11 protein-coding genes are annotated in these 12,224 nt (G+C 45.0%); 2 read left to right on the top strand and 9 right to left on the bottom strand.

Annotated elements, in window-relative coordinates; genetic code table 11:
• Positions 1-5 precede the first annotated feature (5 nt).
• On the top strand, positions 6-617 hold the full coding sequence (gene rbp / locus NFI81_RS23655; protein WP_234615953.1) for an RNA-binding regulator: 612 nt from the start codon (positions 6-8) through the stop codon (positions 615-617).
• 72 nt (positions 618-689) lie between these two features.
• On the opposite strand, the gene NFI81_RS23650 is transcribed toward rbp, so the two are convergent.
• The 7 genes from NFI81_RS23650 to NFI81_RS23620 form a co-directional block, all read right to left on the bottom strand.
• Positions 690-1,880: an MFS transporter gene (locus NFI81_RS23650; RefSeq protein WP_234615952.1), complete on the bottom strand. Its 1,191-nt coding sequence runs from the start codon at positions 1,878-1,880 to the stop codon at positions 690-692.
• A gap of 45 nt (positions 1,881-1,925) precedes the next feature.
• The gene (gene mutS, locus NFI81_RS23645; protein ID WP_234615951.1) at positions 1,926-4,586 is read right to left on the bottom strand and encodes a DNA mismatch repair protein MutS; all 2,661 of its coding nucleotides are present in this window, start codon (positions 4,584-4,586) and stop codon (positions 1,926-1,928) included.
• A gap of 97 nt (positions 4,587-4,683) precedes the next feature.
• Positions 4,684-5,280: a pseudouridine synthase gene (locus NFI81_RS23640; protein WP_234615950.1), complete on the bottom strand. Its 597-nt coding sequence runs from the start codon at positions 5,278-5,280 to the stop codon at positions 4,684-4,686.
• Positions 5,281-5,307: 27 nt separating this feature from the next.
• A complete protein-coding gene (locus tag NFI81_RS23635; protein ID WP_234615949.1) occupies positions 5,308-5,892 on the bottom strand; it encodes a Uma2 family endonuclease in 585 nt (194 codons plus the stop codon).
• Positions 5,893-5,934: 42 nt separating this feature from the next.
• A complete protein-coding gene (locus tag NFI81_RS23630; protein ID WP_234615948.1) occupies positions 5,935-6,723 on the bottom strand; it encodes an exodeoxyribonuclease III in 789 nt (262 codons plus the stop codon).
• A gap of 5 nt (positions 6,724-6,728) precedes the next feature.
• Positions 6,729-8,576, bottom strand: coding sequence for a hypothetical protein (locus NFI81_RS23625; protein WP_234615947.1), 1,848 nt, complete (start codon positions 8,574-8,576; stop codon positions 6,729-6,731).
• An 18-nt stretch (positions 8,577-8,594) separates the two neighbouring features.
• Complete coding sequence (locus NFI81_RS23620; protein WP_234615946.1) at positions 8,595-9,221, bottom strand: hypothetical protein; 627 nt, start codon at positions 9,219-9,221, stop codon at positions 8,595-8,597.
• Positions 9,222-9,365: 144 nt separating this feature from the next.
• Here NFI81_RS23620 and NFI81_RS23615 point away from each other — a divergent pair, with 144 nt between their 5' ends.
• Entirely contained in the window at positions 9,366-9,878 is a 513-nt protein-coding gene (locus tag NFI81_RS23615; protein ID WP_234615945.1) for a DUF4494 domain-containing protein, read from the top strand.
• Between the two features lie 43 nt (positions 9,879-9,921).
• Here NFI81_RS23615 and NFI81_RS23610 read toward each other — a convergent pair whose 3' ends face one another.
• Complete coding sequence (locus NFI81_RS23610; protein ID WP_234615944.1) at positions 9,922-10,659, bottom strand: hypothetical protein; 738 nt, start codon at positions 10,657-10,659, stop codon at positions 9,922-9,924.
• A 60-nt stretch (positions 10,660-10,719) separates the two neighbouring features.
• On the bottom strand, positions 10,720-12,111 hold the full coding sequence (locus tag NFI81_RS23605; protein WP_234615943.1) for an OmpA family protein: 1,392 nt from the start codon (positions 12,109-12,111) through the stop codon (positions 10,720-10,722).
• Between the last annotated feature and the right edge of the window lie 113 nt (positions 12,112-12,224).

Here is a 12,224-nt window from a genome sequence, read left to right as displayed (position 1 = left end):
TTTCCATGGACATTTTTGTTGGGAGTCTTTCTTTTAAATTGAAGGAAAGCGAACTGCGTGAAGCTTTCGAAAAATTTGGAACAGTGAGCTCCGCGAAAATTATCATTGACAAGATTACACGTCAAAGCAAAGGTTTCGGCTTTGTTGAAATGCCGGATGAAGAAGAAGCAAGGCTGGCTATCAACAATTTGAACGGCGCCGATATGTACGGACGACCGCTGGTAGTAAACGAATCGCAGAAAAAAGAAGCAAGAGGTGATGCGCCTGCGCCAAGAAGAGAAGGAGGGTTTAACAGACCTCCGCGCACGGAAGGTGGCAGCACCGGCACCGACAGGCCTAGCAGCCCAAGCAGCACAGGAGGCGGATATAGCGGAGGCGGTGGATACAGTGGCGGTGGAGGCTATTCTGGTGGTGACAAAAGTTCAGGAGGTGGAAGTAATGACCGATATAGAAGCAGCGACCGTAGCCATAGCGGCGGTTATGGCGATAAAGGCGGATTCGGAGGAAAATCAAGATCTGACGACCGTTTTGGAAAAGGTGGCGGGGATTACAAAAAAGGAGGAGGCGGATCCAAAAATTACACCCGCAACATTGGTGACGATGATGATGACGATTAATAATTGCCAAAAATAGCAAAACCCTGTAAGACGAAATCTTACAGGGTTTTTTATTGGAATGCTAAACGGAATCTACGCAGCCGCTTTCACTTTGTTGTCTTTAAAGAACAGCACAAAAAGCACTAATACAACCGCCGCAATACCGGCAGGCACCATCCAGATGCTTGTCCAATCTTTAACACCATTAACGGTATACATGTCGGCAACGATGCCGGCAAGCCATGAACCAATGCCCATTCCAATTCCATAAGTGGCAATTGAAATAAGTCCCTGGGCAGAAGAACGGTATTTCTCGCCCGCTTTGCTATCAGTATATATCTGCCCGGTCACAAAGAAGAAGTCGTAACAAACTCCGTGCAGGATAATTGCCATGTAAAGCAGCCATTCATTATTCACATCCCCATAACCGAAACCGATGAAACGAATAATCCACGCTATCAAACCTACAACCAACATCCATTTAACCCCCAAACGCGTAAAAGCGAGTGGAATTAACAGCATGAAAACAACTTCCGAAGCTTGTCCCAACGACATTTTGTTCTCCACATTGGTCATACCCGAATCGGTGAGTGAGGGGTTAGCCATGGCGTAATAAAACGACAAGGGAATGCAGATCAGCAAGGAAGAGATAAAAAATATCGCAAAGGAACGGTCTTTAAAAAGTTTGAATGCATCTAGACCCAAGATGTCCGAAAAGGACGTTTTTGTACTTGGTTTCGGAGGGGTATCTGGCAAAAAGAATGAATAAACACCCAAGAATGCGGATGCAACCATTGAGATTTTGAATATCATTACATTGTCCCCAAAGCCATAATAGCCGATAATATTGGAAACCACAATCCAGGAAACCGTTCCCATAACGCGTATAGCAGGGAAATCTTTCTCGGAATTAGTCACCTGCTGCATGGCGATTGAAGTCGTAAGCGACATCATCGGCGCGAAAGAAATACAGTAAGCCAGGATAATCCAAAAAAAGTTGTCCGGATCGTCAACGCCCGTAAGTACAAAAAGAAGGGCTGCACCGGCCAGACTCAAAACGCCCAGCACTTTTTGCGCGGCAAAATAACGGTCGGCGATCATTCCGACGAAAAATGGAGCGATGATCTGCGCAATCGAAAAAGCAGCATAAGCATTTCCAACCTGCGCTCCACTTGCCCCCAGGGCCGTAAACAGGTATTTACTCATTTGCCCGTACCATGATCCCCATATAAAATAGAGCAGGAACATCATGGCCATCAATTGAAAACGCGTCGAGTTTTTCATAAAAGGGATAGGAGATTAAATTGGTAAATTATAAAGTGCATTGAGTTATTTCCTGACTATTTTCTGAAATTCATTCAGCTTCAAAAGCGCTTCAATGGGTGACAATGTGTTTACGTCCACGAGCGACAATTTTTCCTTCAATTCTTCCATACGCGGATCGGCCGGTTCGAAAATGCTGAGCTGAAAGTTATTTTTTGGGATTTCCTTAACTCTTTTCTTATGCTCGTGCGTGACATGATCTTTCTCCAAATGCTGCATAATCTCACTGGCTCTCAACACGATAAGCTGCGGCATACCGGCAATCTGCGCCACGTGGATACCAAAACTATGTGCGCTTCCGCCTGGTTTTAATTTGCGCAGGAAGATCACTTTATTATCCACTTCTTTCACCGCTACATTGAAATTTTTAATGCGAGGAAAATCTTCGGTAAGCTGGTTTAATTCATGATAATGTGTCGCAAACAACGTTTTTGGCCTGCAATCCGCCTGATTATGCAGATACTCCGCAATGGCCCATGCGATGGAAACGCCATCATAAGTGCTGGTTCCCCGCCCGATTTCGTCCATCAGGATCAGGCTCCGGTTGCTCAAATTATTCAAAATGCTGGCCGTTTCAGTCATTTCCACCATGAATGTACTTTCGCCACGGCTCAGATTGTCGCTGGCTCCAACCCGCGTGAAAATCTTGTCGACCAACCCAATCTTGGCCGATTTTGCGGGAACATAACAACCCATTTGCGCCATCAGCACGATTAATGCAGTCTGCCTCAAAAGCGCCGACTTACCAGCCATGTTTGGGCCGGTAATAATAATAATTTGTTGCACCACATCGTCCAGGAAGAGGTCGTTGGGCACATAACTTTCGCCTAACGGAAGCTGTTGTTCGATAACCGGGTGACGGCCATCCTTGATATCCAGCTCATTACCCTCGCTGATGGTGGGTTTTGTATAATTATTTTTCCTTGCAACTGTGGCGAATGAACTTAGTACGTCCAGTGTGGAAATCACCAGTGCATTCTGCTGGACCGTGCCCACATATTCAGCCGCCATTGCCATCAGCTCACTGAAAATCCGGTATTCGATCGCCGAAATTTTATCCTCGGCATTCAGGATCTTTTCCTCGTATTCTTTCAGCTCGGGCGTAATGTAGCGTTCAGCGTTGACCAATGTTTGCTTTCTGATCCAATCGGCGGGGACTTTGTTCTGATGAGCGTGCGTCACTTCAAGATAATAGCCAAAAACCTTATTATAGGCTATTTTCAACGATCCAATGCCCGTCCGCTCAATCTCCCTGTTTTGCAGTTTGATCAGATAATCTTTCCCTTCATAAGAAATCGCATGCAGCTCGTCCAGTTCGGGATTAACCCCACTTTTTACAATGCGACCCTGGTTTGTCAGGATTGGCGCATCGTCCCGGATCTCGTTTTCAATTTTGTCAACCAAAAAACTGCAGGGATTGAGTTGATCCGCATATTTTTTGAGTATTTCAATGGCCTGCGTGGAAATTTGCTTCTTGCCCGCCTTTTTTGATTTTTCTTCTTCCTGATTGATTATCCCGGATATCAGCTCCTTCACGGGACCGATTTGTTTCAGCGATTTTTTCAGCTGAACAAGCTCACGTGGATTGATCCGCTTAACAGCGACTTTGGAAATAAGCCTTTCCAAGTCCCCTATTTGCTTCAAATGCTGTGTTATTGTGTCATGCAGATCCTCATTTTCCAGGAAATGCTCGACTGTATTCAGCCGATCTTCAATCGCTAATTTATCTTTTAATGGCAGAACGATCCATTTTCGAAGCAAGCGTGCACCCATCGGTGTTACGGTTTGATCTAAGATCTGGATCAAGGGCACGCCGCCTTCCTGCTGCGGATAAACGAGTTCGAGATTCCTTACTGTGAAGCGGTCGAGCCAAACGTATTTTTCCTCTTCCAAACGTGTTATGCGCCCGATGTGACCCACCTCCTTATGCTCGGTTTCCCGCAGGTAATGGAGGATTACACCCGCCGCAATGATGCCCATTGGCAGCGCTTCAATCCCGAAACCTTTTAATGTTGTCGTCTGGAAATGGCCGATCAGCTGCTCATAACCGTATTCGTAGCCGAAGCACCAATCGTCTAACTGAAATGAATGATATTTTCCGCCGAAAAGTTGATTGAATTCTTGTTTATGTCTTTTGCAAAAAAGCACCTCGGCCGGGCTGAAACCCTGCAGCATTTTATCGATATAAGCTGCATTGCCCTGCGCCGTCATAAACTCTCCTGTCGAAATGTCCAGAAAGGCAATTCCGTAAAGATTGTCAGGACCAATGTGGACCGCAGCGAGATAGTTGTTTTTCCGTGTATCGAGCACATTGTCATTAAGCGAAACGCCAGGTGTAACCAGTTCGGTAACGCCTCTTTTTACGATGCCTTTTGCAGTAGCGGGATCTTCCAGCTGATCGCAAATGGCCACACGCTCTCCTGCACGGACCAGTTTTGGAAGATAATTATCAAGCGAATGATGGGGAAAACCGGCCAGTTCTTCGTGCGCACCACCGTTATTCCGGCGGGTAAGCACAATGCCCAGGATTTTCGAAGCGCGTATGGCATCTTCTCCGAAGGTTTCGTAAAAGTCCCCTACACGAAAAAGCAGCAGCGCCCCCGGATACTTGGCCTTGATCTCATTGTATTGTTTATTAAGCGGAGTTTCTTTTTGTGCCTTTGCCAACTATCAGCCTTATTTTAAGAAAAGGATATGTACAAAATTAAGCCTTCTCTCCGGTTTGGCAACATTGCACAAAGGTTTTGTGAAAGCAGCAATTAACTCAATCGTAAACGCCGCGCACGTCTTTGGCCGTAACTTCCCATACGTCCCCTGGTTTAGGAAATTCACCGGTTTTGTCCGCCAGAGAAATTTTCCCAATCGACCAGCGCACGAGTCGCAATGTGGGAAAACCTGCGGCAGCGGTCATACGCCTTACCTGCCTGTTTTTGCCTTCGCCTATGGAGATGGAAACCCAGGAAACGGGAATGTTTTGTCGGAAACGGATCGGTGGGTTACGTTCGGGAAGTGAAGGTTCGGCAATTGCATCAACCTTCGCAGGGAGCGTGAGGTGTTTTTTGCCGTTAATAGAAATTTGCACGCCGCTGCGAAGCATTTCACAGGCTTCTTCGGTAACGACGCCTTCAACTTGCGCATAGTACGTTTTTGAATGCTTATTCTTTGGGTCTAAAACCTTTGTTTTGAGAAAATTATCATTGGTTAACAACAACAATCCCTCACTATCCGCATCCAGGCGACCTACTGGGTAAATATCTTTGGGAAACTCGAAACCCAGATCACCAAGCGTCGGATGATCACCTTCGCGCGTAAACTGTGAAAGCATTCCAAACGGCTTGTAAATGAAGAAGTAACGGAACAAACTAACTGATTTTAACCTAAATGAACATTATTTCAAAAGCGAGCCAGGATTCAGGAAAAAGCCTGGCAAAATGTTCTCTCCGGAAAGCGTCACGTTCAATGTTTCGTGAACGAAAACGGACTGATCAGCTCTGTAAATGTGGATTTTGTTATCAAAGCGGTCGATCAACCAGCCCAGCTTAGTGCCATTGGCGATGAATTCTTTCATTTTATCCTGCAAATAACGGAGCTCGTCTGACTTGGAGCGAATTTCGATTACAAAATCAGGGCAAACATGGCCAAAAGTTTCCTGCTGGTCTTCGGGAAGTGCATCCCATTTTTCGCTTATCACGAAGGAAGCATCAGGTGACCTTACTGCACCGTTAGGCAATGTAAAACCTGTTGACGAATCAAAAACCTCGCCTAGTTGATTTTCTTTGTTCCAGATTCCTAACTCCATGGTAACTCTGGAATTGAATCCTCCTGTAAATAATCCTGTTGGAGACATAAGTATAATATTTCCCTGCGAGTCCCTTTCGAACTCTAGTGTGTCGTTCATTTGGCAAAACCGGAAGAATTCTTCCTCACTCATCAGGTCTCCCATCTTCATTGTCACCGGCATTGGCATGTCCATAACGCTTTTGTTTGAATCTTGCTTTGATCAAAAATACAAAATTTATGAGTCGCTCCGTGAATATGGCGATTCAATTTCTAACCACACCGGACAATGATCCGAATGGACGGCATCATTTATTTGCCGGCTCGAAATGATCCGATCTTTAATGCTATCCGCTACCGAAATGTAATCGATCCGCCAGCCTTTATTGTTGCCGCGGGCGCCTGCGCGGTAAGTCCACCAGGAATATTCGCGAAGCTCGGGGTTTTTAAAACGGAATGCGTCCGTATAACCATTACCAAACCATTTGGTCATCCATTCTCTTTCTTCGGGCAGGAAACCGGACATTTTCTTGTTCCGGACGGGATCATGAATGTCAATTTCCGTGTGCGCAATGTTGTAGTCGCCGCAGATGATCAGGTTAGGACGTTCTTTTCTCAACGCAGTAACCCAATCGAAAAAGTCACTCAGAAACTGAATTTTCACCCCCTGACGAATTTCCCCGCTGGTCCCGGATGGAAAATAGCAATTCAAAATGGTTATGTCTCCGAAATCTGCTCGTAAAATCCGTCCTTCCGCATCATAAGCTGGAATTTCGCAACCTGCTGAGACCATATCAGGTTGGATTTTAGAAAACATGGCGACGCCGCTGTAACCCTTCTTTTCCGCAGCATGCCAGCCAATAAGTTCATAACCCAGCGCTTCAAGACCAGACAAATCCACCACATCAGGCGTCGCCTTCACCTCCTGAAAACATAAAATGTCGGCGGAAACCGTGCTTAACCATTCAACCAGACCATTGCGCAATGCGGCCCGGATCCCGTTAAGATTGTAAGTAAGTATCTTCATATCAGCTATTTAATGGCTAATGTACTGTCAAGTAGGGAAATGCTTTTACCCGTAAAATACGATTTCCATTTTCCCGGCGCAGCAGGATCTTTTTCCATCATCCAGACTTCAAATAAACCCGCCGGAAGCTTTGTCCGGTATAACGAATATTGATAGTTGGAGCTGTAATAGGTTTGCTTTTGAATCAAATCACCCACTGAGTTAGGCACAGGAAGTGCGGGCAGCAAAATGGTGCGATTAGCGGAAGCAAGCACAAAGTAAACCGGCTCAGAGGCCCCATTATGCGTTGCTTCAAAACGCAGGAACTTGGAGGGAACATTATTAAGGTCGTTCAGGTAACTGATTTTTAAATCAAATCTCCCGTTATAGCGCGTCGCTTTATCTCCTGTTTCTGTAATGATGCGCTTGTGTTCAGGCAATTGTTTGAATTGATCAAAATCGAGCAGACCGTTTGCATCCAATGTATCAATCATGTTGCTCATCCTGGTCGGGTGGTTCCAGAAAGGAATGTCGCCAAAATTGTCGCCTGTTGTCAGGAAAGTTTTGTGGTTTGTCCAGTAAAAACTGTCTATCGCGAGGTCTTCATGGAATTTGCGAATGCTGGTCACCGACAAATAATAACTCACAAAATTCAGCGCCAGGAAACATAACAAACCAAGTCCTGCGACAATGTTCTTTCCGTTTTTGAAATTTTTGACCAAAATCACAACACACACATAAACCGTTGCCAGCAAAGCCACCCCGAAAATCATGTAACGCCGCGAAAAAATGTTGCCGCCATACATGACATACGTGTTGATAGGCCTGCTAATCACGAACATTGCGCCCGTTCCCATTGCAAACATCATGGCGCCCCACAAAAACCAGTCGCTCCAAAGCGTTGTCCTGGCCATGATGAGCCTTACCAGCCAAATGAAGAAAATGAGTAAAATGCCCGCGCCCAGCAAAACGCACCAGATCATGTCCACGTAAAATGAATTAGCGATCGGGTGGATAACGTCCAGATACAGTGCATTGCCCCAGAAAGCGAAGACAAAAATGATGTTAAAAATCGGGTGCGGCCAGATGGACCCGGTATGCGAAGGAATGACCTGGTAATCGAACAAAAAGTAGAAAAGCACAATGGCAAAGGCGATTGCCAGCCACACAAACAGCAATTTGAATCTTTTCTGTAAAGCCAGAATCAGCGTTCCGATGATCCATGTGAGAATGCCGCTTCCGCTGGTAAATGTTGTCAAAAGCGCGGCGGCAACTCCCAGATACCAGCCTTTCTGATCATTCTTACCCATTCCATAAGCGGAAAGGAGTGCGAAAAAGATCAGTGGTGTGTTTTGGATCGCGGCAATTCCCCAAACCGCATTTTCGAAATAAATCAGATTGAAAAGTACATACGGAACAGGAATGAAGTAATACCAGGAGATCTGCTCTTTCTTGAATGTCAGGAATAATAAATAAAAAATGCCCAGCAACGCGAGGTTACCGAGCAAAATTTGTGTTTTAATGTTGACCGTACCCGTAAAAAAGTACATGATCAGCATGACAGTTCTTTCAAATGCAAAACGGTGCTGATTGACCTGTTCAAACAACACTTCAATTTTACCTACAAAACCATTGGCAACATGAAAATGATGGATCGTTTCCAGCAGATTGAAGTCATCCGTGTAAGGAATATTCAATGTATAGGCTTCCAGAATGAGATAGAAATAAACAACCGGCGTAACGATAAGCGCTATTCCAGACCATTTCCTTAATGCAACCTGACCTTTGTAAAAGCTTATTCCAAACAAAACAAGCAGGAGAACGACAAGGCTGAAATATTGAAAAAGGTAAGGGTTGTTTACAAGTATTCTCAAAACTCTGTGATTTAGATCTTAGCGTGCCAGCATTTTGCTGGTGATTTCTTTTTCAAATGTAATGTATCCTGGATAGTTAACTTGTTTCCCGGCCACATCAAGCGTTGGCCGGATCTTCACCTGGAATTTCGTAGGCTTTGCATCGGCCTTACCCGTCAACGCGAGAATCATATTGACGAACTCGTCACGCGTTTTGTCGTTGGATAGCAACTGGTAAGCATTGGTATTCAACCGCACCGGAACTCTTGTCGGACTTGTTCCCGGCATAACTTCGATCAGCTGGCTAAGGAAACCATTGAAAATCTCATTATTGGTAAGCAACACTTTGTATTCCAACTGGTTAATCGCTGCGCGATTTTTGGTTGGATTTGTAATATCAATGTTAACCCTTATATCCAAAGGCACATTTTTACGCAAAAGCCCCATTGCCAATCCCGGATATTTGGCCAGATCAAAATCGCTGAAACTGCGGATGTTACGGAATTCCCTGATGTCAATTCCGGCCAGATAAACGCTATCCACGGACGCAATGTCGTATTTACAATCTCCAAAAGTTTTGGCATCGGCAACCTGGCGGCCCACTCCGCAACTTGAAGCCACACCGGCTACAATCATGAGTACAAGGACCCAAATGTTCTTTTTCATTATCAAAATATTTTTCGCAAGTTAAACAGTAGGTATCACAACGCATGCACCGCACAACGATTATTAGTTTGTGACTATATTTTTTGCACGCCTTCACCCAAGCGTTTACATTTGCCTACTTTTAAGAAAAACAAAACTACAAATATGGCGAGCTGGTATTTAGGGAAAATTCGGTATCAAAAAGAGGATGAGGCAGGGAGTCTTAAAACAATCAATGAGGTTTATCTGGTAGACGCCGTTTCATATACAGAGTCTGAGGCCAGGCTTTACAAGCAAATTGTAACTGGCGCCAGCGAGTTCAGCGTGATGAGCATTTCGCGTATGCGGCTTGCGGATTTGTTCGCATTTGAGGAAGGCGAACAGTGGTTTAAAGCAAAAGTGATCTACTTTTCAGTGGATGAGAAAAGCGGTAAGGAGAAGAAAATCGTGAATTATATGCTTGTGAACGCGGATGGCATCCAGCAAGCGCTCGATAGGATCAACGAAAGCATGCGCAATTTCCTGATCCCTTACGAAACTACGGATATTGTATTAACCCCGATTCTGGACGTTTTCCCATACACTTCGGAAGAGGATGAGCAGGAAATTCCCGCTAATATGCGCCCGTTATCAGAAGTAAAAGCAGAACAAGCAGAAGCAGAAGCAATTTCAGAATAAAAAAAACATTTGCCGTCTCTTTATAGGGACGGCAAATGTTTTTTTATTCTGTTTTAAATTCGGTGTATCCTTTTGTTGTAACAGTTTGCGGATCACGGCCGAAGCTTTTCAATTTCAAAACAATGTCTTTAGAATTGATTTCGGCCACCAGCTGATTAGGCTCCAAAAGGTGCATATAATCCAAAGAAATGGGCAGAGCAACTGCGCTTTCTACGAATTCCAGCCCATATATCGGATAAACATTAAACGGTGTTTTGGCAATCCAAACTGTATCCTTATTCTCGGAAGTGGCAAAACTCACGTTATATTCGAGACTTTCAAAACCAAAATCATCCCTTTTGTTTCCTGTTGCTGCCCAGTAAGTCGAGAAATCTTCTCTCGCTTGTGCCTTTGTATCCGGTCCGGGCTTCAATGCGCCCACTGCTTCATTGATTTTGATCTTTTTACCATTATCATCTGCGCCGCAAAAAATGTATTTTCCATCCGGGAAGCCTATCACGAAATCGAAATCTTTACCGCCGACTCCGAAGCTGCTTTCTTTCTTGAAACACATTCCGCCACTCACCGGATCAATGTAAATGGTGATTGTTCCTTTGGTTTGATCCGCTTTATTCTCATAATCATAAACCAGCGAATGGCTGAAATAGTACTGACCTTTGGCGGGTTGCCATTGGGCAGCACGTTGTTTGTCGGCCGGGATCTTTTTGGGGGCCTGAGCAAAAATGGGCGCACTGTAAGCAAGTGCGCAAAGGATCATTAGGGAAGCAAAATATCTTTTCATTACTATGGGTTGTAAACGGTGCGCAATCTAGAAAGAGACTGCTAAAAAACCACGCCCCGACTACATTTTCACAAATTCCACCCGACGATTATTGGCCTTTCCTTCGGAGGTTGTGTTGGGTGTAGCAGGCTCGCTTTCCCCTTTTCCGTCCGTTTCCAATCGTGTCTTATCGATGGCAAAATCTTTGGATAATGCTTCTTTCACAGCCTCAGATCGCTTCTTGGATAATGCCAGGTTGCTCCCGTCGTCACCATCACTATCGGTATGACCGATGATTTTGACCTTCACCGTGCCATTTTCGGTCAGCACATTGGCGATGTCTTTTAACACGCCGTAAGATTCAGGTTTGATATTGGCAGAATTCACATCGAACAAAATGCCTGTCGTGGAAAATTTACCTTCTGTGATGAGTTTGCTTCTCGTATCCGGCGCACCGACTGCAATCCTGAGATTGGAGATAAAGTAACGGTTGGCTTCTTCGTGGTAACCCTGGTTGGAGAATGCTATGAAGTTGTAATTTTTCTCGGGATTGAATGCGCGGGGCAGATCCCACACCTTATAATCATCCACATAAAGCCGCATCCGGCCCTTTTGCCGCCAAACAGACACTTTTACAACATTATGCTCGGGCACGTGGAAAGCCGGAAAGCTCTTTTCATTTTTCATGATCGAAGCAGCATTCTCGTCGCCAAAGACGTTAAACATTGCAATTCCCTGAGTGCCGCCTGCGTCATGCGGATGCAGCCCCAGCTCGATTCCGTTTTTTTTGCCGCCATCAAACCCTTTCCAGTTTGTAAAATCCTTGGCCGGGCTGGCCACTTCGGCAATAATCGTCCTTAAATAACCCGAATAAAAACTGAATTCGGATGTTGTGGCCAGATTGAATTCCAGCGTGAAATTTTCGGGAAGTTTATTTACAAATTCCGGATAAAAAACGCCTTCCGGGCCTAGCATCAGCCATTTCCCCTCGGTTCCTTCAATGGTGACCACCTCGCCGGATGAATTGGTGTTCCATTTGGCCGGGAAATCTCCAACGGCATCCTGCGCGAAATCTTCCACCGCCACGACCTTTTCCCCAGGGATGAAATCAAACTTACTATAAGACTTCAAACTGGGCTTTCCGGCTTTGACTGGCGTCCCATTCTCAATATTTGCCTCATTACCAGCATTGGAAGAAGCATTACTTTCCGGCTTTTTATCACCATTCGAATCCGGATTGGCACTTTCTACCTCCTTCGCTTTTTTATCTTTCTTTTTAAAGAGATTACCGATCCCCTCTTCCACCGAATCAAAACCCTTGTCTACCGCCTGATCAATTTTTCTGTTAGCCCTGTTCTCGGCCTGCCTTTCAACAACCCGCCCGGGCTCATTGATCCGTATTTGCGCTAATGCTGTCACAGAACAAAAAGCCATAACAACCGCCGCGACCAACATTACATATAATCCTTTCATAATGTGCTGATTTTTAGTTGGATGAACATTATATTAAATATAATCATTTAGTTATCGGGTATGAAACTATTTGAGTTAGCGGCGCCAAACCAATCCGAAGGCTTAATTGCGGT

The organism is Dyadobacter fanqingshengii (assembly GCF_023822005.2).
Classification (GTDB): Bacteria; Bacteroidota; Bacteroidia; order Cytophagales; family Spirosomataceae; genus Dyadobacter; species Dyadobacter fanqingshengii.
Note: the sequence above shows the minus strand (reverse complement) of the source record. Positions and strands in the feature narration are given on the sequence as shown.

What these genes read in the sequence shown, in the direction of transcription:
- rbp (WP_234615953.1), top strand. Translation starts at nt 6, where the DNA reads ATGGACATTTTTGTTGGGAGTCTTTCTTTTAAATTGAAGGAAAGCGAA.
- NFI81_RS23650 (WP_234615952.1), bottom strand. Translation starts at nt 1,880, where the DNA reads ATGAAAAACTCGACGCGTTTTCAATTGATGGCCATGATGTTCCTGCTC.
- NFI81_RS23635 (WP_234615949.1), bottom strand. Translation starts at nt 5,892, where the DNA reads ATGGACATGCCAATGCCGGTGACAATGAAGATGGGAGACCTGATGAGT.
- NFI81_RS23630 (WP_234615948.1), bottom strand. Translation starts at nt 6,723, where the DNA reads ATGAAGATACTTACTTACAATCTTAACGGGATCCGGGCCGCATTGCGC.
- NFI81_RS23620 (WP_234615946.1), bottom strand. Translation starts at nt 9,221, where the DNA reads ATGAAAAAGAACATTTGGGTCCTTGTACTCATGATTGTAGCCGGTGTG.
- NFI81_RS23615 (WP_234615945.1), top strand. Translation starts at nt 9,366, where the DNA reads ATGGCGAGCTGGTATTTAGGGAAAATTCGGTATCAAAAAGAGGATGAG.
- NFI81_RS23610 (WP_234615944.1), bottom strand. Translation starts at nt 10,659, where the DNA reads ATGAAAAGATATTTTGCTTCCCTAATGATCCTTTGCGCACTTGCTTAC.
- NFI81_RS23605 (WP_234615943.1), bottom strand. Translation starts at nt 12,111, where the DNA reads ATGAAAGGATTATATGTAATGTTGGTCGCGGCGGTTGTTATGGCTTTT.